Origin of the sequence: Pseudomonas guariconensis (genome assembly GCF_900102675.1) — a bacterium.
GTDB lineage: Bacteria > Pseudomonadota > Gammaproteobacteria > Pseudomonadales > Pseudomonadaceae > Aquipseudomonas > Aquipseudomonas guariconensis.
Genome location: NZ_FMYX01000007.1, coordinates 41,491 through 62,461, shown reverse-complemented (window position 1 = coordinate 62,461; position 20,971 = coordinate 41,491). Strand labels below are relative to the sequence as shown.

19 protein-coding genes are annotated in these 20,971 nt (G+C 62.1%); 8 read left to right on the top strand and 11 right to left on the bottom strand.

Annotated elements, in window-relative coordinates; translation table 11 throughout:
• Window positions 1–68 precede the first annotated feature (68 nt).
• The 3 genes from cgtA to rplU all read right to left on the bottom strand — a co-directional run bounded on the left by cgtA (window position 69) and on the right by rplU (window position 2,090).
• Entirely contained in the window at window positions 69–1,292 is a 1,224-nt protein-coding gene (cgtA, locus tag BLS27_RS13295) for an Obg family GTPase CgtA (RefSeq protein WP_043208475.1), read from the bottom strand.
• A 188-nt stretch (window positions 1,293–1,480) separates the two neighbouring features.
• Entirely contained in the window at window positions 1,481–1,738 is a 258-nt protein-coding gene (rpmA, locus tag BLS27_RS13290) for a 50S ribosomal protein L27 (RefSeq protein WP_043208473.1), read from the bottom strand.
• Window positions 1,739–1,775: 37 nt separating this feature from the next.
• Window positions 1,776–2,090 (bottom strand): 50S ribosomal protein L21, encoded by a 315-nt coding sequence (gene rplU / locus BLS27_RS13285; RefSeq protein ID WP_003247466.1) that lies wholly within the window; start codon window positions 2,088–2,090, stop codon window positions 1,776–1,778.
• Between the two features lie 246 nt (window positions 2,091–2,336).
• Here rplU and BLS27_RS13280 point away from each other — a divergent pair, with 246 nt between their 5' ends.
• The 3 genes from BLS27_RS13280 to BLS27_RS13270 all read left to right on the top strand — a co-directional run bounded on the left by BLS27_RS13280 (window position 2,337) and on the right by BLS27_RS13270 (window position 4,195).
• Window positions 2,337–3,305, top strand: coding sequence for a polyprenyl synthetase family protein (locus tag BLS27_RS13280; protein ID WP_043208470.1), 969 nt, complete (start codon window positions 2,337–2,339; stop codon window positions 3,303–3,305).
• Window positions 3,306–3,465: 160 nt separating this feature from the next.
• Entirely contained in the window at window positions 3,466–3,807 is a 342-nt protein-coding gene (locus BLS27_RS13275) for a zinc ribbon domain-containing protein YjdM (RefSeq protein WP_043208469.1), read from the top strand.
• Window positions 3,808–3,949: 142 nt separating this feature from the next.
• Window positions 3,950–4,195, top strand: coding sequence for a PA4570 family protein (locus BLS27_RS13270; RefSeq protein WP_043208467.1), 246 nt, complete (start codon window positions 3,950–3,952; stop codon window positions 4,193–4,195).
• Window positions 4,196–4,291: 96 nt separating this feature from the next.
• Here BLS27_RS13270 and bamJ read toward each other — a convergent pair whose 3' ends face one another.
• The 5 genes from bamJ to BLS27_RS13245 all read right to left on the bottom strand — a co-directional run bounded on the left by bamJ (window position 4,292) and on the right by BLS27_RS13245 (window position 9,038).
• Window positions 4,292–4,909, bottom strand: a complete 618-nt coding sequence (bamJ, locus tag BLS27_RS13265) for a BamJ family beta-barrel-assembly machinery protein (RefSeq protein ID WP_043208464.1) — start codon at window positions 4,907–4,909, stop codon at window positions 4,292–4,294.
• Between the two features lie 93 nt (window positions 4,910–5,002).
• On the bottom strand, window positions 5,003–5,308 hold the full coding sequence (locus tag BLS27_RS13260) for a DUF6482 family protein (RefSeq protein ID WP_043208462.1): 306 nt from the start codon (window positions 5,306–5,308) through the stop codon (window positions 5,003–5,005).
• 138 nt (window positions 5,309–5,446) lie between these two features.
• A complete protein-coding gene (locus tag BLS27_RS13255; protein WP_043208460.1) occupies window positions 5,447–5,935 on the bottom strand; it encodes a TIGR00645 family protein in 489 nt (162 codons plus the stop codon).
• Window positions 5,936–6,098: 163 nt separating this feature from the next.
• Window positions 6,099–6,437: a PA4575 family protein gene (locus BLS27_RS13250; RefSeq protein ID WP_043208458.1), complete on the bottom strand. Its 339-nt coding sequence runs from the start codon at window positions 6,435–6,437 to the stop codon at window positions 6,099–6,101.
• Between the two features lie 162 nt (window positions 6,438–6,599).
• Complete coding sequence (locus BLS27_RS13245; protein WP_090345165.1) at window positions 6,600–9,038, bottom strand: Lon protease family protein; 2,439 nt, start codon at window positions 9,036–9,038, stop codon at window positions 6,600–6,602.
• 263 nt (window positions 9,039–9,301) lie between these two features.
• Here BLS27_RS13245 and BLS27_RS13240 point away from each other — a divergent pair, with 263 nt between their 5' ends.
• The 4 genes from BLS27_RS13240 (at window position 9,302) to BLS27_RS13225 (ending at window position 12,786) form a co-directional block, all read left to right on the top strand.
• Entirely contained in the window at window positions 9,302–9,790 is a 489-nt protein-coding gene (locus BLS27_RS13240; RefSeq protein WP_043208451.1) for a DUF3015 domain-containing protein, read from the top strand.
• A gap of 80 nt (window positions 9,791–9,870) precedes the next feature.
• The gene (locus BLS27_RS13235) at window positions 9,871–11,724 is read left to right on the top strand and encodes an Lnb N-terminal periplasmic domain-containing protein (protein ID WP_090345163.1); all 1,854 of its coding nucleotides are present in this window, start codon (window positions 9,871–9,873) and stop codon (window positions 11,722–11,724) included.
• Between the two features lie 141 nt (window positions 11,725–11,865).
• Window positions 11,866–12,222: a hypothetical protein gene (locus tag BLS27_RS13230; RefSeq protein WP_043208447.1), complete on the top strand. Its 357-nt coding sequence runs from the start codon at window positions 11,866–11,868 to the stop codon at window positions 12,220–12,222.
• 66 nt (window positions 12,223–12,288) lie between these two features.
• On the top strand, window positions 12,289–12,786 hold the full coding sequence (locus BLS27_RS13225; protein WP_090345161.1) for a GreA/GreB family elongation factor: 498 nt from the start codon (window positions 12,289–12,291) through the stop codon (window positions 12,784–12,786).
• Between the two features lie 91 nt (window positions 12,787–12,877).
• On the opposite strand, the gene gdhA is transcribed toward BLS27_RS13225, so the two are convergent.
• From gdhA to BLS27_RS13210, 3 genes are all read right to left on the bottom strand, one after another.
• Window positions 12,878–14,218 carry an NADP-specific glutamate dehydrogenase gene (gene gdhA / locus BLS27_RS13220; protein WP_043208443.1) on the bottom strand — a complete coding sequence of 447 codons (1,341 nt, stop codon included), beginning with the start codon at window positions 14,216–14,218 and terminating at the stop codon, window positions 12,878–12,880.
• Window positions 14,219–14,510: 292 nt separating this feature from the next.
• On the bottom strand, window positions 14,511–16,178 hold the full coding sequence (ettA, locus tag BLS27_RS13215; RefSeq protein ID WP_043208442.1) for an energy-dependent translational throttle protein EttA: 1,668 nt from the start codon (window positions 16,176–16,178) through the stop codon (window positions 14,511–14,513).
• Between the two features lie 251 nt (window positions 16,179–16,429).
• Window positions 16,430–16,834, bottom strand: coding sequence for a hypothetical protein (locus tag BLS27_RS13210; RefSeq protein ID WP_043208440.1), 405 nt, complete (start codon window positions 16,832–16,834; stop codon window positions 16,430–16,432).
• A 241-nt stretch (window positions 16,835–17,075) separates the two neighbouring features.
• Here BLS27_RS13210 and BLS27_RS13205 point away from each other — a divergent pair, with 241 nt between their 5' ends.
• Window positions 17,076–20,900, top strand: a complete 3,825-nt coding sequence (locus tag BLS27_RS13205) for a sensor domain-containing protein (protein WP_090345317.1) — start codon at window positions 17,076–17,078, stop codon at window positions 20,898–20,900.
• The last annotated feature ends 71 nt before the right edge of the window (window positions 20,901–20,971 follow it).

Sequence of the window (20,971 nt, the reverse complement as noted above, 5' to 3'; positions counted from 1 at the left end):
CGAATCTGTAGATACCGTAGATACAAAAACGCCGCTCGTTTGAGCGGCGTTTAGTGTACTGCAACCGATCAGTCGCGCACGTAAATGATTTCCGGACCGTCTTCGTCGTCCTCGAAATCATCCCAGTCATCGTCGTCGCCGATGTCGTGCACGCTCTTGACGCCGGTGCGGCGCAGAGTACGCGCGTCATCCAGCGCCTGCAGCTGGGCACGGGCTTCATCTTCGATACGCTGATCGAGCTCGGCCAGCTCTTCGGCGTAGGCCGGGTCGTTGGCCAGGCGGTCGGCGCGGTCTTCCAGGTAACGCATCAGGTCGTGGCTGAGCTGTTCGGTGCCCTGCTTGGCAATGGCCGAAATCACATAGACCGGACCATCCCAGTTCAAGCGCTCGACGACTTCCTTGACGCGCTCTTCGCGCTCATCGTCCATGATCATGTCGGCCTTGTTCAGCACCAGCCAACGCTCACGATCGACCAAAGCCGGGCTGAACTGCGCCAGCTCGTTGAGGATGATTTCAGCGGCATCGGCCGGGCTGCTGCCGTCCAGCGGCGCCAGGTCGACCAGGTGCAACAGCACACGGGTGCGCGCCAGGTGCTTGAGGAAGCGGATACCCAGGCCGGCGCCATCGGAAGCACCTTCGATCAGGCCCGGGATGTCGGCGATGACGAAACTCTTCCAGCGGTCGACGCTGACCACACCCAGGTTCGGCACCAGGGTGGTGAACGGGTAGTCGGCAACCTTCGGCTTGGCTGCGGAAACCGCACGGATGAAGGTGCTCTTGCCCGCATTCGGCAAGCCCAGCAGACCGACGTCGGCCAGGACCTTGAGCTCCATCTTCAGGTCGCGCTGCTCACCCGGTTTGCCTGGCGTGGTCTGACGCGGCGCGCGGTTAGTGCTGGACTTGAAACGGGTGTTGCCAAGGCCGTGCCAGCCGCCCTGGGCGACCATCAGCTTCTGCCCCGGCGTGACCAGATCACCGATCACCTCCTGGGTCGAGGCGTCGATCACGGTGGTGCCGACCGGCACGCGCAGGAACAGGTCTTCACCTTTCTTGCCGGTGCAGTCGGTGCTGCCACCGTTCTGACCACGCTGGGCTTCGTGATGACGGGTGTAGCGGTAGTCGACCAAGGTGTTGAGGTTCTCATCGGCAACCATGTACACCGAGCCGCCGTCGCCACCATCACCACCGTTGGGGCCACCGTTCTCGATGAACTTCTCGCGGCGGAAGCTCATGCAACCATTGCCGCCGTCACCGGCCTTGACCCGGATCGATACTTCGTCAACAAACTTCATAAAAACCGCCTCTCGTCTTCCGACGAGCTGAATGACTCAATTACATGAGGCTCTTGCAAAAATGAGCGCGGCGGCCCCGTACGACCGTAGAAACCCACGCCGGCAGCCCATACAAACAGCTTTGCAAGAGGCTCACCACAAACGAAAAAGCCCCGTCGCATGACGGGGCTTCTCCAGCGACAGCGCGATTAGGCCGCGACGACGCTTACGTAACGACGACCGAACTCGCCTTTCTTCTCGAACTTGATCACGCCTTCGATCTTGGCGAACAGGGTGTGATCCTTGCCCATACCAACGCCGTAGCCGGCGTGGAATTCGGTGCCGCGCTGGCGGACGATGATGTTGCCTGGCTTGATAACCTGGCCACCATACATCTTCACGCCAAGGCGTTTCGATTCTGAGTCGCGACCGTTACGAGTACTACCACCAGCCTTTTTGTGTGCCATGGTTCAATTCTCCAATAAATTCAGGGGATCGGGGCGATTAAGCCTGGATACCGGTGATTTTGATTTCGGTGAACCACTGGCGGTGGCCCATGCGCTTCATGTGGTGCTTACGACGACGGAACTTGATGATGCGAACCTTGTCGTGACGGCCTTGCGAAACGACTTCGGCCACAACCTTGGCACCTGCGACGACTGGAGCGCCGATGGTGACTTCTTCGCCGTTGGCGACCAGCAGAACGCGATCGAAGGTCACGGATTCGCCAGTAGCGACTTCCAGCTTCTCGATCTTGAGGAATTCACCTTCAGCGACTTTGTACTGCTTGCCGCCGGTAACGATTACTGCGTAAGACATTGGGTATTTCTCCGATAATCCTGCTCACCCAGCGCTTTATATGATGAGTATTGGCTGGCATGGCTGCACTGGGCTGGAACGGCCCGGTGCAATTGCGTAAGGCAGGTGCTGCCCAGGAAGTTAGGGTGCGCGATTGTACGCAACCCAATAAATGCTTGCAAGTGGCGGCCAGGGGCCACGGGCACCGCGCCTTGACACACCGGGACCCGCGACCTAGCATGCCGCGCAACCTCAATGGAGCAGCCGATGCAACCCCAAACCTTCTACCGCGCGGTAGCTGACGATTTCAGCGCCGTCGACGAGATCATCAAGAAGCAGCTGACCTCGCGCGTGCCGCTGGTATCGAAGATCGGCGACTATATCACGTCCGCTGGCGGCAAGCGCCTGCGCCCATTGCTGGTGCTGCTGTGCGGCAAGGCCCTGGGTCGTGAAGGCGACGACCTGCGCTTGCTCGCGGCGACCATCGAGTTCCTGCACACCGCCACCTTGCTGCACGATGACGTGGTCGACATGTCCGGTATGCGCCGTGGCCGCTCCACCGCCAACGCCCTGTGGGGCAACGCCCCGAGCGTGCTGGTCGGCGACTTCCTTTATTCGCGCTCGTTCGAGATGATGGTCGAGCTGGGCTCGATGCCGGTCATGCAGATCCTCTCCAAGGCCACCCGGGTGATCGCCGAGGGCGAGGTGCTGCAACTGTCGCGAGTTCGCGATGCCAGCACCACCGAGGAGGTCTACATGGATGTCATCCGCGGCAAGACCGCGATGCTGTTCGAGGCCTCCACCCACAGCGCCGCTGCACTGGCCGGCGCCAGCGACGAGCAGCGCGAAGCCCTGCGCACCTTCGGTGACCATCTGGGCGTGGCCTTCCAGCTGGTCGACGACCTGCTGGATTACAAAGGCGACTCGCAGACCCTGGGCAAGAACGTCGGCGACGACCTGGCCGAGGGCAAGCCAACCCTGCCGCTGATCTACACCATGCGCGAAGGCACCGCCGAACAGGCCGCCCTGGTACGCCAGGCGATCCAGAAGGGCGGTATCGAGGACTTGGAGCAGATCCGCATCGCCGTGGAAGCCTCCGGCGCCTTGGACTATACCGCCCAGCTCGCCCGGGACTACGTCAAGCGCGCCATCGAATGCCTGGAAGTGCTGCCAGCCAGCGAATACCGTGACGCACTGATCGAACTGAGCGAGTTTGCGGTAGCCCGAACCCACTAAGATCGCATCGCCCTCATTCGCGGGTAACTCCGCCCCACAGATTGCGCCGCGTCTGTGGGAGCGGGGTTACCCGCGAATGCGTTTGCACAGGCAAAACACACTATCCGATCAAAACCTTATACAATGTGGGCCTTAATCCCGCTTGTCTTGAGGAACCCCTGTGAGCACTTTGCCACCTTGCCCCAAATGCAACTCCGAATACACCTATGAGGATGGCACTCAGCTGATCTGCCCCGAATGCGCCCACGAATGGTCGGCCAATGGCGAAGCCGAAGCCGCCAGCGACGACGTGGTGAAAAAGGATTCGGTCGGCAATGTCCTGCAGGACGGCGACACCGTCACGGTCATCAAGGACCTCAAGGTCAAAGGATCTTCCCTGGTGGTGAAGGTCGGCACCAAGGTCAAGAATATCCGCCTGTGCGATGGCGACCACGATATCGACTGCAAGATCGACGGCATCGGCGCCATGAAGCTGAAGTCCGAGTTCGTACGCAAGGTCTGACCCCGCACCGGGGCCGCCACCCGGGCGGCCCCTCAGGTCTGCGACAAGTCCCTACCCCGCCCGGAAGAAAACTTCCAATAGGGTCTTGCTATTCTGATAATAAGAATTATTCTCATTGGAACCCATTCCAAGGAGAACAGCCATGACCTATCTGATCGATGCCTGGCTCGACCGGCCTCACCCCTACCTGCGCATTCTGCATCGCGAAACAGGCGAAGTCTGTGCCGTGCTCGAGCAAGACGCGCTCGATGAGCTGCGCGACCAGGGCGACCTGGACCTCAATGGCCTGAATTCAAGCGAGCCGGGAGTGCTCAAGGAGTTGGTGCGAAATCTGTTTCTGTATTGCTATGCACGGGCATTGCGCCCCGGGGGAACAGAGTGGAACTGATGCCACAGGCTTGGCCAACTCCCGCACGCGCTGAATGCACGGCACCTGCGGGAGCGGGCTTGCCCGCGACTGGGCCGCAATGCGGCCCCGACGGCATTACAGAACGTCGAGCAGCTCGACGTCGAACACCAGTACGCTGTGCGGCGGGATGCTGCCGACGCCCTGGGCGCCATAGGCCAGCTCGCTCGGCACGTACAGACGCCATTTGCTACCGGCATTCATCAGTTGCAGCGCCTCGGTCCAGCCCGCGATGACACCACCGACCGGGAATTCGGCCGGCTGGCCACGATCGTAGGAGCTGTCGAACACAGTGCCGTCGATCAGGGTGCCGTGATAGTGGGTACGCACGTTGTCTTCGCGAGTCGGCTTGGCGCCTTCGCCTGCGGTCAGGACTTCGTACTGCAGGCCCGACGCCAGGGTGACGATGCCGTCACGCTTGGCATTCTCGACCAGGAACTGCTTGCCAGCGGCAGCAGCAGCTTCGGCCTTGGCAGCCGCTTCGGCTTGCATCACCTCACGGATGACCTTGAAGCTGGCCGACAGGTCGGCTTCGCTGACTCGGCTCTCGGCACCGTTGAACGCATCGGTCAGGCCAGCCAGGATGGCTTCCAGGCTCACGCCTGGCGGCGGGTTGTCACGCAGTTGGCCGCCCAGCTGACGGCCAATGCCATAGCTGACGCGCGTTTCGTCGGTGCTCAGGTTCAGTTCGGACATTTCACTCTCCGCTTGAGGGCGAAGGAAATCCGCCCTGCATGAAAAAGGGCGAGAAGCCTAGCACACAGCGACGCAGTGATTCAGCTATCAGGGCTACCAGGCCGAACGCTGGGAGATCGGCACTTTCAAGTCCTCCTCCGGGTGCGAACCCATTCCGCACATTTCGTCCTGGACCGACCAGTGCACCAGGTTCATCGACAACATCGGCAGAGCGTTGAGCAGTTGCCGCGCATCCTCCACCGAATGCACCCGCAACCGTTCGCCACGACCATCTGCCAGTGGGTGGGCATGGCCCTGGATCCGGGCCTCGAGCAGATAATCACCGCCTTCGATGGCGATCAGATTGAGTTCCTCGACATGGCCAGCCCTGGCTTCGACATTGAGCTGATGCAGGTTCATGAGAGCACCTCACAAGTGGGAACCACGCATGACTGCTCATTTTTTGTACACCCGTTGAAAAATCACAAGCCATGAGCGCAACCGCCCGTCCGTTTGGCAACGGACGGGCGGCGGCTAGATGCTCGGCAACAGCGTCGATCAGTGCTTGGTGAGCTTGTCCAGGTAACCCATGACGAACGCCGAGACCACGAAGGTCATGTGGATGATCACATACCACATCAGATAGTCGGTGGAGATGTTCTGGGCATCCATGAATACCCGCAGCAGATGGATCGAGGAGATCGCCACGATGGAGGCCGCGACTTTCATCTTCAGCGAAGAAGAATCCATCTTGCCCAGCCAGTTGAGCTTCTCCTTGTTGTCGTCGATATCCAACTGCGAGACGAAGTTTTCGTAGCCAGAGATCATCACCATCACCAGCAGGCCTCCGACCAGCGACATGTCGATCAGCGACAGGATCACCAGAATCAGGTCGGCCTCGCTCAGCGCGAAGACATTGGGCAGGACGTGGATGACTTCCTGGAAGAACTTCAGCGCCAGGGCCAGCAGGCCCAGGGACAGGCCGAAATAGATCGGAGCGAGCAGCCAGCGCGAGGCATACATCGCATTTTCAAGGATACGTTCCATGGGGAGATAGAGACTCGTCAGATGGCGAAAAAGCGAGCGCGAGTATAGCTACCCCTCCGGGACAGCAAAAGCCTGGAGCCCAGAGCGTCGCGGGTTAACCGCCTCCACCGGTGGAGGCGGCGCCCCATGCTCCAGGCAGCCGAACGCAACGACTGCCGAGCAATCAGGTCTCGGGATGGAACTGATAATCCCCCAGGTTGCGACAGCGCTCGCCATTGATCCGCCGCAACTGCGCTTGCAGGTGCAGGCACCAGATCTGCGGGTCATCAGCGACCTGATAACCATGCAAGGTCAGGCTGTCGACAATGGCATTGAGCACCGACTCGGCGACCAGTGGACCATGGAATGGTCCTTGAGCCTTGATGGCCGAAGGTTGCTCTCCCTCCATCCCGGCAGCGAAGAGCAAGGTCCACATCCCGGTGTCGCCGGCCAGCGGACGGATACTGCATTCGATACGCGTCACCAGGCCCAGGCACTGGCGGGTGAGGCTGAGGTTGCGCATGGCGGCGTCCCCTCTGTGAAGCCTTGTTCAGCCCGAAAACTTCAGGCTGTTTCCATCCTGAACGCTGATGCCGTCCTAAGTTCCAGCATAGAAGACCCACAAAAAAAGATGGAAAACCGGCGCTGAACGGTAGCCATTTGCCTCCAGCGCCGGTTTATTGACTCAAGCGGGATTCGCTTGGGCCACGACCTCCTCCATGCGCTCTTTCTCGGCTTCCTTGATGTCTTCCTCGCTGATCATCTCGGCAATCACACGCAAGCGCTCGACCACCCGCGCATTGACGCTGCCTTCAGGGAATTGGCCCTTCTCGTCAGGTGCCCCGGCCTCCTCGCCCACCAGTAGGCTCAGGGCCTCGTCGGCCTGGCTGACGGCATAGACGTGGAACCGTCCGGCCTCGACCGCCTGAACCACCCGCTCATCGAGCATCAGCGTAGCGACGTTGGCGCGCGGAATGATCACGCCTTGCTCACCGGTCAGCCCGCGTGCCTCACAGAGACGGAAGAAGCCTTCGATCTTCTCGTTGACCCCTCCCACCGCCTGCACTTCACCGAACTGGTTGATCGAACCGGTGATGGCGAAGCACTGCTTGAGCGGGGTCCGGGACAAGGCCGAGATCAAGGTACAGACTTCGCCGAGCGATGCGCTGTCCCCGTCCACATATCCATAGGACTGCTCCAGCGCGATGCTCGCCGAGATCGCCAGCGGGAACTCCTGGGCATAGCGGCTCCCCAGATAACCGGTGAGGATCATCACGCCTTTGGAGTGAATCGGCTGGCCTAGGTTGACCTCACGTTCGATATCGACGATGCCGCTGCCGCCCGGGTAGACAGTCGCGGAGATCCGCGCCGGCATGCCGAACGCCGAATCCCCGACCTCGAGCACGGTCAGGCCGTTGCACTTGCCGATGGCGGCACCCTCGGTGTCGATCAGGATGATGCCGGCGAGCATGTCGTCGAGCACTCGCTGCGACACTCGCCCGGTGCGTGTGGCCTTGGCCTTGAGGGCGCGTTCGATGTGCCCGGCATCGGTCATGTCCTCGCTGGCCAACTGACGGATGAAGTCCGCCTCACTGACCAACTGGAACAGGTCACCGATACGCGCCGACAGGCGCGACTGGTTCTCTGCAAGACGGGCGCTGTAGGTGGCCAGCCGGGCCACGGCATCGCTGGTCAGCGGGGCCATGCCTTCCTCGTTGGTGCGGGTGCGCAGCAACTGGGCGAACTGCTCGAGGTTCTCGTCGACCATCGGCATGTCTTCGTCAAAGTCCACCAGCACCCGGAACATCTCCTGGAAGTCCGAGTCGTGGTCCTGCAGCGCGTAGTACAGCTGGCGAGAACCGATGATGACCAATTTGATGGTGAGCGGGATCATCTGCGGCGTGAGGGTCACGCTGGCGACCCGCCCCAGTTCGCCCAGCGGCGATTCCATCTTCAGCTTGCGCGATTGCAGGGCGCGCTTGAGGGCGTCCCAGACGAACGGCTCGCCGAGCATCTTCTCCGCTTCGAGGATCAGGAAGCCACCATTGGCCCGGTGCAGCGCACCCGGGCGCAGCTGGCGATAGGAGGTGTAGAGCGCGCCCTGGTCGGTGCTGTACTCGATTCGGCCGAACAGGTTGTCGTAGGTCGGGTGCGGCTCGAACACCATCGGCGCTCCGCCGCTGACGTGATGACCGACCACCAGGCTCGGGGCGTATTGCTCCTCGAGCATCTTGCGCGCCACGGCATCGGTCTTGCTGTCGTCGACCAGTTGCTCCACCACGGTACGCAGCAGGTTCAGTTGCATGGACTGCAGGTAGGCGCAGACGGCCGCATTCTCTGCGTATTTTTCAGACAGCGGCGCCAGCAGTGGCTGAAGGGCCAGGGTGATGGTTTCTTCATTGAGTTGACGCAACTGGTTGTTCGATTCGCGCTTCCACTGAGGCAGGCTGGCCAGCTCCTCGTTGAGACGCTCCTCGAGTGCGGCGATGTCCTCGTGGAACTGCTCGCGCACCTCCTCGGGCAGTTGAGCGAACTCGGCCTCGTCCAGGGCCTTGCCATCGGCCATGGGCGTGAAGGCGACGTTGCTGGCGTCGCGGTACAGGGCCACGTCCTTTTCCAAAGACGCCCGCTCGATCACATCCAGGGCACGGTCGTAGCGCTGGTTGAAGGCCCGGTCGATCGCGCCTTTCTTCTGTTGGTAGGACGGATGCTCGAACACTGCCGGGAACGTGGCCAGCAGGTTGTCGATCAGGCCGTTCATGTCGGTGATGAATTCGTTGGCGCTGCCAGCCGGCAGCTCCAGTGCCCGTGGCTCGCGGGTGTCGTCGAAGTTGTTGACGTAGAGCCAGTCAGACGGCGTCTGCTGGCGTTTGCCCTCAGCCTTGAGGTAACGCTTGACGAACGAGAAGCGGCCGGTGCCCGGCTCGCCCATGACATACACGTTGTAACCTGGGCGCGGCATGGCCACGCCGAACTGCAGGGCCTCTACGGCACGCTCCTGGCCCAGGACCCCTCGAAACGGCTCCAGATCGTCGGTGGTGGAAAAGGCAAACTGCTCAGCGGAGAAACGCCGGGTCAGGGCTTCGGGCGCGAGACGCAGGCGCGAGGCGACAGAATCGGGCATGGGGTTTCCTTACTTCGGCGGGGCGGATGAAAGGCATTCTGGCGCTGCCCGCGCGCTGCTTGCAAGGCTTGGCGGGACTTTATGTCGCAGCCCAGCCAATGCGAATGCGCAAGCAATTTTTCGCAATAAATAACGCAACCTTTGGATCGTGCCTAAACTCCAACCTGCGCGGGTGGGCGTATTTGCTTTCCCGACCTGGCAACCGCGTTGCCAGAACCCTGACCATTGGTACGTCTACTGAAACCGAAAAAGAGAACAAAGCTATGAAACGGATTCTTCTGGGTACTCTGTTCGCCGCTGTTTCGATCAATGCCATGGCGGAAGCGCCGGGCGGCCCGAACTGCGGCTGGGGCAACTTGCTGTTCGAGGGCCAGCGCGGTACACCGGCCCACTTCCTGGCTTCCACCACCAACGGCACTTCCGGCAACGCGACCTTCGGCATGACCTCTGGTACCAACGGCTGCTCGACCAAGGCAGCGCTCACTTATGGCGGCAAGTCCTGGTTCGCCATGAACGGCATGATGAACGAGCTCTCCGAGGACATGGCCCAGGGCCAGGGCGAAGCCCTGACCACCTATGCCGTGGTTCTTGGTGTGGCACCTGAAGACCGCGCGCATTTCGCCGCTGTCACCCACCAGCACTTCAGTGAAATCTTCAGCAGCGCCGACGTCACTGCCGAGACCGTGCACAGCAACACGCTCGCTGTTCTCAAGAGCGATCCACGCCTGGCCAAATACGCCACCGAGGCTTGAGGCCTGCCCTTTCCCGCCCCGGTTTCGGGGCGGGTTCGGTCACTTTTACCTTCGGCATCATCCAGACGTAGTTGCCCGATATGCTCAAACGCCTCGCTTCCCTGGCGCTGGTCGCCAGTGCTCCACTTCATGCCGCGCCACAGCTCGATCAGGCGCGAGTCCAACAACTGGCCTCGACCCCTTACTGGATTGCCCTGGGCCACTACGAGACGGCCAAGCTCGGTGGCTGGCGCAGCTATGTGGACGATGACGCGTTCTTCCTGGCCCCCGATGGCGCCCATCATCCCGATCAGGAGCTCGAGGCCACGGTCCAAGCGCTGTATGCCCCGGCCAGCCTGGGTGACAAACATGCCCAATGCGTCTTCCCTGCGCGCACCCGCTGGCTGCGTGAGCAACTGCAGCTCACGGACTTGCCTCAACCGAACTGCCAGGAATTCGCCACCTGGTACAAATCCATCGACCCGCACAGCGCCGTGCTGGTGTTTCCGGCGGCCTACCTGAACAGCCCTTCGTCGATGTTCGGCCATACCTTGCTGCGCATCGACCAGTCCAATACCCGCAGCGACGACACCACGCTGCTGAGCTACGCGATCAACTTCGGTGCTTATATCGAAGGCAGCGACAACAGCATTCTCTATGCCTGGAAGGGGCTGATGGGCGGTTATCCCGGCCTGTTCGCCCTGATGCCCTACCAGGAAAAACTCTCCGAGTACCGCAGCCTGGAAAATCGCGACCTGTGGGAATACCAGCTGGACCTGACACCCGAAGAGACCGGACGCATGGTCGAACATGTGTGGGAACTCAAGCAGATCCAGTTCGATTACTTCTTCTTCGATGAGAACTGCTCCTACCGCCTGCTGGAGTTGTTGCAGGTGGCCCGCCCCAGCCTGGACCTCACCTCGCAGTTCCCGCTGACCGCCATCCCCACCGACACGGTCAAGGCGGTCAAGCAGTCCGGGTTGGTCGCCAGTGTCCATTACCGCCCCTCCCGCGAGCGTGAACTGCTGGCCCGCGCCGAATCACTGGATCACGACGAAAAGCAGCAGGTGCTGGCCGTCAGTGCCGATACCGCAGAACTAAAGGCTCCCGCCTTCACCGCCCTGCCCCACGAACGCCAAGCCCTCGTGCAGGACGCCGCCTACCGATTGGAGCGTTACCGCGCCAATGGCCAGGTCCGCGACCCGGCCCAGGCCCGGCGCAGCTTCGAACTGTTGCAGGCGATCAACCGCAACCCGCCACCGCCACTGGCAATCGAGCGGCCGGGCTTGCCCGAGGACGGTCATCAGTCACGCACCTGGCAACTGGGCGTCGGCACCCGCGACGACCGCGCCTACGCCGAATACGGCCTGCGCATGGCCTACCATGACCTCAACGACAATGCCTACGGTTTCCCGCTGGGCGCGCAGATCGAGATCCTGCAGCTCAAGCTGCGCCAGTACGAAAACAACGACTGGCAGGTGCAACGCCTGGACCTTGCGACCATCCGTTCCCTGACACCACGCAACGAACTGCTCCAGCCCTGGTCCTGGCAGGTAGCGGGAGGGCTCGAGCGGGTGCCGGGCAAGCATGATGACGAGGTCCTGGTCAGTCATGTCAACGGTGGCGCCGGTGCCACCTGGCAGCTGGCCGACGGCCTCTTGGGCTTCGCCCTGGGCACCGCGCGGATCGAGCACCACAACGACTTTGCCCAGTTCATCGCCCCGGCGGCAGGTTTCAACGGCGGGCTGTTGTGGCGCAACGGCCTGGGCAATCTGACCCTGGAAGCCAAGGGCGACTACTTCACCAATGGCGAGGTACGCCGTACGCTGAGCCTCAACCAGCAGTGGGAAATCAGCCAGAACCTCGGGTTGCGGTTAAGTGCCAGCCGCCAGTTCAGCCAGCTGGCGACGGCGCAGAACGAGGTGATGCTGGAGTTGAAGTGGTACCACTACTGAGTCGCCCCTGTCCGTGTTAGCGGGTTTACCCGCTGACACCTCAGCAAACAGGATCGCTGTGCGAGTCATTGACACGGTTTTGACGCCCCACCGACAAATCGCCGCCTAGACTTTCCCGTATCGGTCAGAGGGTATGTGGTCATGCGTTGGTGTGGGGTCGGGTTGTGGATAACGTTGTCGCTCACCGGCTGCCAGTCAGCCCACCAGCACATGATCGACCAGGGCTATCCGCCCGCCTATGCCGATGGTTTCGAGGACGGCTGTAGCAGCGGTCGCCAGGCAGCCGGGCTAATGGTCGGGGGCTTTCGCAAGAACGTGGCGCGGTACCTGCACGAGCGCCAGTACGAAACCGGTTGGGACGACGGTTTTCGCCAGTGCAATGCAATGCAGTCCAACGAAGATCTACGCCAGTATCGCGAACGCTATTGGGATGAGCGCGACCGGCAATGGCAGCAGGAAAAAGACCGCGACGCCGCGCGCGCCTATCGCCGCCAATGAGTCGCAAACGGACAACCGTTGAAACCCGCACGCTGCCACCATGGTCTCCTGCACAAGGAGGCTTTCATGAGTCGAGCATTTGTCAACGAGGATCAGGCCGCTGCCCAGGCCAGCCAACCGGTGGAGCGACGGGTCAGCGACCAGCCCAACTACGTCACCGCCAGCGGGCTCGCCCAGCTGCAGCAGCGTGTGGCCGAGCTCAACGCACTGCGCAACGAGCTCATGGCCCAGGGCGAGCGCGCCGACAAGCAGCGCCTGGCCGACAGCGAACGGGATTTTCGGTATTTCTCTGCGCGGGTACAAAGCGCCCAAGTCGTGCCTGCTGCCCATTCCACCGAAAAAGTGCAGATTGGCAGCCGGGTGACCTTCGTCGACGAAAATGACCAGCAACACACCGTGCAACTGGTGGGGGAAGACCAGGCCGACGCTACGCGTGGCCTGGTCAACTGGGGCTCACCGTTGGGCCGTGCGCTGCTGGGTGCGGGGCCCGGGGATGAAGTGCTGTGGCGACGACCGGCGGGGGATCAGTCGATCGAGGTCGTCAGCATCGAAGGCGAGCCCTGAAACAGCGTACGCCCTTTTCTCGGGCGACCCGCTCCTACAAGCTGAATCCTTGTCGGAGCAGGTTTACCCGCGAAAGGGTCGGTGATGGCTTTTAAACCACACCCTGGGCCAGCATGGCATCGGCGACCTTGACGAAGCCGGCGATGTTGGCGCCCTTGACGTAGTTGATGGTGCCATCGGCCTCTTCGCCGTAGTGCACGCAAGCGTGATGGATCGACTGCATGATGTTGTGCAGCTTGCTGTCCACCTCCCCGGCAGTCCATAGCAGGCGCATGGCGTTCTGCGACATTTCCAGGCCCGAAACCGCCACGCCACCTGCGTTGGAGGCTTTGCCCGGCGCATAGAGGATGCCCGCTTCCAGGAAGATATCCACCGCCTCGAGGGTGGTCGGCATGTTGGCGCCCTCGGCCACGCAGATGCAGCCGTTTTGCAGCAGGGTGCGGGCATCTTCGGCGTTGAGTTCGTTCTGGGTGGCGCATGGCAGCGCGATGTCGCATGGCAGACTCCAAGGCGTCTGGCCTTTGCGGAACTCCAGACCGTACAGGCTGGCCATCTCGCTGATGCGGCCGCGCTTGACGTTCTTGAGCTCCATCAGCGCATCCCACTGCTCGTCGGTCAGGCCGGCTTCGCAGAACAGGGTGCCCTCGGAGTCCGACAGCGAAATGACCTTGCCGCCCAGGTCCATGACCTTGCGCGCGGCGTACTGCGCCACGTTGCCCGAACCGGAGATCGCCACACGACGGCCATCGATACGCAGATCGCGGCGTTTGAGCATTTCTTCGGCGAAGTACACACAACCGTAGCCAGTGGCTTCTGGGCGGATCAGGCTGCCACCGTAGGTCATGCCCTTGCCGGTCAGTACCGAGGTGAACTGGTTGGCCAGGCGCTTGTACTGGCCGAACAGGTAGCCGATCTCACGGGCGCCGACCCCGATGTCACCGGCCGGCACGTCCAGGTCGGCGCCGATGTGACGATACAGCTCACTCATGAAGGCCTGGCAGAAGCGCATGACTTCGGCATCGCTCTTGCCTTTCGGATCGAAGTCCGAGCCCCCCTTGCCGCCGCCCATGGGCAGCGAGGTCAATGAATTCTTGAACACCTGCTCGAAGGCCAGGAACTTGAGCACCCCCAAGTTGACCGATGGGTGGAAACGCAGGCCGCCTTTGTAAGGGCCGATAGCGCTACTCATCTGGATGCGGTAACCGCGGTTGACTTGCACTTTGCCTTGGTCGTCGACCCACGAAACGCGGAACAGTACTGCACGCTCGGGCTCGACCATCCGTTCGAGAATACCGGCCTTGAGGTAGCGGGGGTTGGCTTCGAGGAAAGGCCACAGGCTGCGCAAAACTTCTTCCACGGCCTGGTGGAATTCAGGCTGGGCCGGGTCGCGCTGCTTCAGGCGGGCCAGGAAATCGTCGACGGATTCGATCATGGTAGACATCTCACCAAGAGGATTGGACTTATTGGTTTTTTCCGAGACTTTACCAAGAACCAATCGCACCGGAACAGGGCGGCATGTCGTTTTTTTGAAATTTTCTGGTGCAATTTCTATAACTGTATACAAACAACACGTTGCCAATCGGTGAGTTCAAGAGCGGTTTGCCATCGCGCCCAACCTCAATAAAAGGCCCTCTTCGACTGCCGCGCTCATGCGCAGCGCCGTTACGCGCCAGGCACAAAAATGGGGCCCCTGAGGGCCCCATTCTTGTGCAGCGCTTGCCGGCTTACTGGGCCAGCTTCTTGTGCCGTACCCGGTGCGGTTGGGCAGCGGCATCGCCCAGGCGCTTCTTGCGGTCGGCCTCGTACTCGGTGTAGTTGCCCTCGAAGAACACCACGTTCGAGTCGTCCTCATAGGCCAGGATATGAGTGGCCACACGGTCCAGGAACCAACGGTCGTGGGAGATCACGATCGCGGCGCCCGGGAAGTCCAGCAAGGCTTCCTCCAACGAACGCAGGGTTTCGACGTCGAGGTCGTTGGACGGTTCGTCGAGCAGCAGGACGTTGCCACCCTCCTTCAAGGTCAGGGCCAGGTGCAGACGGCCACGCTCACCGCCGGACAGGTCCTTCACGAATTTCTGCTGGTCGCCACCTTTGAAGTTGAAACGGCCAACGTAGGTACGCGACGGGATTTCGTAGTTGCCGATACGGATCACGTCCGAGCCGTCGGAAATCTGCTGGAACACGGTCTTGCTGCCGTCCAGGTCCTCGCGGCTCTGGTCGACGCAGGCCAGTTGCACGGTCTCACCGATCTCGATGCTGCCCGAGTCCGGCTGCTCCTTGCCCATCAGCATGCGGAACAGGGTCGACTTACCGGCACCGTTACCCCCGATCACACCGACGATGGCGCCCTTGGGCATGGAGAACGACAGGTTGTCGATCAGCACGCGGTCGCCGTAGCCCTTGGTGACGTTCTTGAACTCGATGACTTTGTCGCCCAGGCGCGGACCGGCCGGGATGTAGATCTCGTTGGTCTCGCTGCGCTTCTGGAACTCTTGGGACTGCATCTCTTCGAAGCGTGCCAGACGAGCCTTGGACTTGGACTGGCGGGCCTTGGCGCCTTTGCGCACCCACTCCAGTTCTTCCTTCATGGCGCGTTCGTGGGCGCTCTGCTGCTTGGATTCCTGCTCCAGGCGCGCCGACTTGGCTTCCAACCAGCCCGAGTAGTTGCCTTCGTACGGAATACCGGCGCCACGGTCCAGTTCGAGAATCCAGCCTGCAACGTTGTCCAGGAAGTAACGGTCGTGGGTGATCGCCACCACGGTCCCGGGGAAGTCGTGCAGGAAGTGCTCCAGCCAAGCCACCGAGTCGGCATCCAGGTGGTTGGTCGGTTCGTCCAGCAGCAGCATGTCGGGGGCCGACAGCAGCAGGCGGCACAGGGCCACACGGCGCTTCTCACCACCGGACAGGTGCTCGATCTTGGCGTCCCATGGCGGCAGACGCAGGGCGTCGGCGGCGACTTCCAGCTGGCGCTCCAGGTTGTGGCCGTCGGAGGCCTGCAGGATCGCTTCGAGCTTGGCCTGCTCGGCAGCCAGCTTGTCGAAGTCGGCATCCGGCTCGGCGTAGGCGGCGTAGACCTCGTCCAGGCGTGCCTGGGCATCCTTGATCACGCTCACCGCTTCCTCGACGACCTCGCGGACGGTCTTGCTCGCGTCCAGCTGCGGCTCCTGGGGCAGGTAGCCGACATTGATGTCCGGCATCGGACGGGCTTCGCCGTCGAACTCCTTGTCGACGCCGGCCATGATGCGCAGCAGGGTCGACTTGCCCGCGCCGTTGAGGCCGAGCACACCGATCTTCGCGCCGGGGAAGAACGACAGGGAAATGTTCTTCAGGATTTCCCGCTTCGGCGGCACGACCTTGCTCAGCCGATGCATGGTGTAGACGTATTGAGCCAAAACCAAGCCCTCTATCAGAAAGGTAAAGACAACGACCCCGGCATGGGCCAGGGGGATGTGTTTACGGGGTGTCGTTGAACAAAGTGGGCCATTCTACGCCAAGTCGTGGCGTTTCACAGATGGCGGGGCGTCGAATGGGTGCATTGAAGGGCCAGTGCTCTGGCGAGGCCGTTCCCATCCGTACACGGGCTGTGCCGGAGGGAGCGGCCTTGAAGCCGCGACCGAGGGGCGCAGCCTGCGGCCAGGCAAGCTTAGACGTGAGCTTGTTTGGCCTTGCCGCGTGGCAGACGGCAACGGTCGTTCTGCTCGGCCAGGCGCGCAGCCCAGGCGGCCTTGACGCTGAAACCACCGGTGCGTGCCGGCTTGCTCGCACCTTGCTTGGCGGCTGGCTGGGCACCCGGTTTGGCGGCAGGTCTTGCCGAAGGCACAGCCACGGCAACCGACTCGACAACCGGCTCGACGGTCGCCTTGGCCGACTTGCGCAGCTCAGCCAGCGAAGGGCTCTTGCGCACCGCCGCGTTGGCAGCATCTGGCTTTGCCAGCGAACGCTGGCAGGACTTGCAGGATACGTCGTCGGTCACGGCAGTGCTGACCAGGGTCTGACTGCTGCGCCCACAGGCGGAATCGAGGCCATTGGTGGAATAGTGAGTAACCAAAACCGTACATCTCCAGAAGCGTTGACTATGAAGCGGCGCGCATTCTCGCACAGCTTGAAGGGTCTTGCCGAACAGGATGTCGACCATCGGCAGGGGACAGAAGAGTGGCACTTTGCCATAATTCAAGGCATGCTAGTCGGCTTGATGCGCCACTCTATAATAGTGCGCCCGGCGATATGCCCAGGCACGCCCCATGCATGTTCAGCCCCTGCCATCGCCAGCCCAATCGCAGGATCAACGCTTGACCAATCTCACTCAACCGCCCTCCCTGCGCCCTGCTGAAGCTGCCTCGGCTGGCAATCCGCGTGGCTCGCTCAAAGGCGCCCTGGCCTTGTTGGCCCTGGTCCTGCTGGCGTTGCTCCTGTGGCAACTGTTCTCGCAATACCGCCATACCCAAAACGACCTGCACCGCCAGAGCTTGGCAGCGAGCGCCCAGCTGGCCGATCACTTGAGCCTGAGCATGGCCCTGAAGGCCGAACAGGCCGGGAACATTCTGCAACCTTACGTCAACGCCCCGACACCGTCGGCATTGCCTTCGGTGCTGCACGCGGTTCGTGACCGGCTTCCCAACCTGCAACAGCTGGCCTGGCTGGACGACAGCGGCAGGGTGGTGGCCGACAGTCTGGTCGGCAGCCCGGACCGTCAATCGATTGACGAGCTGCTGCAATTGAGTCAAGGCCGCCCGTACTTCTTCAGCAACACTGCAGACAATAACCAGATCTACCTGCTGCTGCGCCAGCCAGACGACCGCGGCTACTGGTTGTTGCGGCTCGCCCCTCGCTACTACCAGCAACTGTCCGAACACCTAAACGGCACGAGCCACCTCCTGTGGCTGCTGGAAAACAGCCGCAGCGGCACGGTTCTGGAGCGGCACGGAGCAGTACCGCCGCCTAGCGAGCCGCTACAAAGCGTGATGCTGGCCTTCATCGACAACAGTGCCTGGCAACTGCGCGGTCTGTTCGACGCCGAGCAGGCACGTGCCGATCTGCTCCCTCCCCTGATCGGAAAGTGCTTGCTGGTGCTGTTCTGCGCCCTGCTGCCGGTGCTGGCCCTGATCAACATGCGTCGCCGCCATCGGGCGCTGCAAGAGGACCGCCGTCGCTACCAGGAAATCTTCGAAGGCACTGGCGTGGCATTGTGCGTGCTCGATCTGTCCAGCCTGCCTGGTCAGCTCGACCGTTACCACCTGCGCAACCATGCCGCCCTCAAGCAGAGCCTGGCCCTGGATGCCAATTTGCGCCGCTCGCTGCTGCAAGAGCTGAAGATCACCGAAATCAACGAAGTCGCACGCCAGCTGCTCAACGTGCATTGCCACGAGGGGGCCTGGCAGCGCCTGATCGACGGTAGCGGCGATGGCCGTGAAAGCGTCGGCATGCAACTGATCGATGCGCTGATCGAACAACGCAGCCTGCTGGAACTGGAAGTGCGCCTGCCCACGTCCACCAGTGGCGAGTTGCATCTTTGGCTGATGGCCCGCCTGCCCCAGCAGCGCCGGGACTACCAGGCAGTGATCCTGAGCATCAGCGACATCACCCGCCGCAAACAGGTCGAGCTGTCACTGCTCGAACGTGAGAGCTTTTGGTCGGACGTGGTGCGCACCGTTCCCGACCAGTTGTACGTGCAGGATGTGCATAGCCAACGGATCATCTTCAGCAATCGCCACCTCGGCCAGACCCTGGGCTACGACCGCGCCGAGCTTGCACAGATGGGGGACCGCTTCTGGGAACTGCTGCTGCATCCGGAGGATGCCGAACACTACGAAACGCTACGCCAGCAGCAGCGTGAGACCGGTCACGGCCAGACCCTGCATTGCCAACTGCGCTTCCGCCACCGTGACGGCGGCTGGCGCTGCTACGAAATCCGCGAGCAGGTCCTGACCCGCGAGGCCAATGGCCAAGTGACACGCATCATCGGGGTGGGCAAGGACGTCACGGTGCAGATCGAAGCCAGTGAATCGCTGCGCGACAGCGAGCAGCGCTACCGCATGCTGGCAGAAAGCATCAGCGATGTGATCTTCTCCACCGACAGCCAGTTGCAACTGAACTATGTCAGCCCGTCGGTGCAGGCGGTGCTGGGCTATCAGGCCGACTGGATCTTCGAGCACGGCTGGCAATCGATCGTCGCCAACCCGGCCCAACTCACGGGCGTCTACACCCTGCTCGAGCGGGTCAGCAAGGCATTGCACGACAGCGAGCAGCTCGCCCAACTGCGCAGCCAGCTGCCCACTCAGTTGTTCCTGTTCGACTGTCTGCGCGCCGATGGCCGCAAGATTCCCATCGAGCTGCGCCTGGTGCTGGTCTGGGACGAGCACGAACACTTCGAAGGTGTGCTCGGTGTCGGGCGTGACATCAGCCAGCAGCGCCGCGCCGAAAAAGACCTGCGCATGGCCGCGACGGTATTCGAGCATTCCACCTCGGCCATCCTCATCACCGACCCGGCCGGCTACATCGTGCAAGCCAACGAAGCATTCAGCCGGGTCAGCGGCTATGCGGTCAGCGAGGTGCTCGATCAACTGCCCGGCATGCTCACGGTCGACGCCCAGCAAGAGGCGCACCTGCGCTATGTGGTCAAGCAACTGCATCAGCGCGGTAGCTGGGAAGGCGAAGTCTGGCTCAAGCGTCGCAACGGCGAGCACTACCCGGCCTGGGTCGGCATTACCGCCGTGCTCGACGACGAGGGCGACCTGGCCAGCTATGTGTGCTTCTTCACCGACATCAGCGAGCGCAAGGCCAGTGAACAGCGCATCCACCGCCTGGCCTACTACGATGCCCTGACCCACCTGCCCAACCGGACCCTGTTCCAGGATCGCCTGTTCACCGCGTTGCAACAGGCCGAGCGCCACAAGTCCTGGGTGGTGTTGATGTTCCTGGACCTGGACCGTTTCAAGCCGATCAACGACTCCCTCGGCCACGCCGCGGGCGATCGCATGCTCAAGGACATGGCCCAGCGCCTGCTGGCTTGCGTCGACGATGACGATACCGTTGCGCGCATGGGCGGCGATGAGTTCACGCTGCTGCTGCAACCCAAGGCCAGCCGCGAGATGGCCCTGAACCGCGCTATTCACGTGGCCGAGAACATCCTCGGCAGCCTGGTGCGCCCGTTCGTCCTGGAAAACCGCGAGTTCTTCGTCACTGCCAGTATCGGCATCGCCCTCAGCCCGCAGGACGGCGGTGAACTGAGCCAGTTGATGAAGAACGCCGACACCGCGATGTACCACGCGAAGGAGCGCGGCAAGAACAACTTCCAGTTCTACCAGGCCGACATGAACGCCAGCGCCCTGGAGCGCCTGGAGCTGGAAAGCGATCTGCGCCATGCCCTGGAGCAGAACGAGTTCATCCTCTACTACCAGCCGCAGTTCAGCGGAGACGGCAAACGCCTGACCGGAGCCGAGGCCTTGCTGCGCTGGCGTCACCCACGCCGAGGCCTGGTTCCACCGGGCGACTTCATTCCGGTCATCGAGGAGCTGGGCCTGGTGGTGGACGTCGGCGACTGGGTGCTGCGAGAAGCCAGCCGCCAGCTCAAGGCTTGGCACAAAGCCAAGCTGCGGGTGCCGAAGGTGTCGGTGAACATCTCGGCGCGGCAGTTCTCCGATGGCCAGTTGGGTACGCGCATCGCCACCATCCTCGAGGAGACCGGACTGCCCCCGGCATGCCTGGAGCTGGAACTGACCGAAAGTATCCTGATGCGCGAGGTCAGCGAGGCCATGCAGATTCTCGACAGCCTGAAGAACCTCGGCCTGAGCATCGCGGTCGACGACTTCGGCACCGGCTATTCGTCGCTCAACTACCTGAAGCAGTTCCCCATCGACGTGCTGAAGATCGACCGCACGTTCGTCGATGGCCTGCCGGAAGGCGAGCAGGACGCCCAGATCGCCCGGGCGATCATCGCCATGGCCCACAGCTTGAACCTGGCGGTCATCGCCGAGGGGGTCGAGACTCACGAGCAGTTGGAGTTCCTGCGTGAGCACGACTGCGACGAAGTGCAGGGCTACCTGTTCGGTCGCCCCATGCCGGCTCACCAGTTCGAGGCGCAGTTCAGCCACGAGACGTTGTTCGTGTTCCAGTGAGCGAGGCGGTTCGCAGGTTTACCCACAAAAGCGTCGCTTGACCGCCCCAGGCCAGCCGAAGGCAAAACCGG

Excerpts from the sequence above, each read along its gene's own strand:
- cgtA (WP_043208475.1), bottom strand. The coding sequence starts at position 1,292 with ATGAAGTTTGTTGACGAAGTATCGATCCGGGTCAAGGCCGGTGACGGC.
- rpmA (WP_043208473.1), bottom strand. The coding sequence starts at position 1,738 with ATGGCACACAAAAAGGCTGGTGGTAGTACTCGTAACGGTCGCGACTCA.
- rplU (WP_003247466.1), bottom strand. The coding sequence starts at position 2,090 with ATGTCTTACGCAGTAATCGTTACCGGCGGCAAGCAGTACAAAGTCGCT.
- BLS27_RS13280 (WP_043208470.1), top strand. The coding sequence starts at position 2,337 with ATGCAACCCCAAACCTTCTACCGCGCGGTAGCTGACGATTTCAGCGCC.
- BLS27_RS13270 (WP_043208467.1), top strand. The coding sequence starts at position 3,950 with ATGACCTATCTGATCGATGCCTGGCTCGACCGGCCTCACCCCTACCTG.
- bamJ (WP_043208464.1), bottom strand. The coding sequence starts at position 4,909 with ATGTCCGAACTGAACCTGAGCACCGACGAAACGCGCGTCAGCTATGGC.
- BLS27_RS13260 (WP_043208462.1), bottom strand. The coding sequence starts at position 5,308 with ATGAACCTGCATCAGCTCAATGTCGAAGCCAGGGCTGGCCATGTCGAG.
- BLS27_RS13255 (WP_043208460.1), bottom strand. The coding sequence starts at position 5,935 with ATGGAACGTATCCTTGAAAATGCGATGTATGCCTCGCGCTGGCTGCTC.
- BLS27_RS13250 (WP_043208458.1), bottom strand. The coding sequence starts at position 6,437 with ATGCGCAACCTCAGCCTCACCCGCCAGTGCCTGGGCCTGGTGACGCGT.
- BLS27_RS13245 (WP_090345165.1), bottom strand. The coding sequence starts at position 9,038 with ATGCCCGATTCTGTCGCCTCGCGCCTGCGTCTCGCGCCCGAAGCCCTG.
- BLS27_RS13240 (WP_043208451.1), top strand. The coding sequence starts at position 9,302 with ATGAAACGGATTCTTCTGGGTACTCTGTTCGCCGCTGTTTCGATCAAT.
- BLS27_RS13235 (WP_090345163.1), top strand. The coding sequence starts at position 9,871 with ATGCTCAAACGCCTCGCTTCCCTGGCGCTGGTCGCCAGTGCTCCACTT.
- BLS27_RS13230 (WP_043208447.1), top strand. The coding sequence starts at position 11,866 with ATGCGTTGGTGTGGGGTCGGGTTGTGGATAACGTTGTCGCTCACCGGC.
- BLS27_RS13225 (WP_090345161.1), top strand. The coding sequence starts at position 12,289 with ATGAGTCGAGCATTTGTCAACGAGGATCAGGCCGCTGCCCAGGCCAGC.
- gdhA (WP_043208443.1), bottom strand. The coding sequence starts at position 14,218 with ATGATCGAATCCGTCGACGATTTCCTGGCCCGCCTGAAGCAGCGCGAC.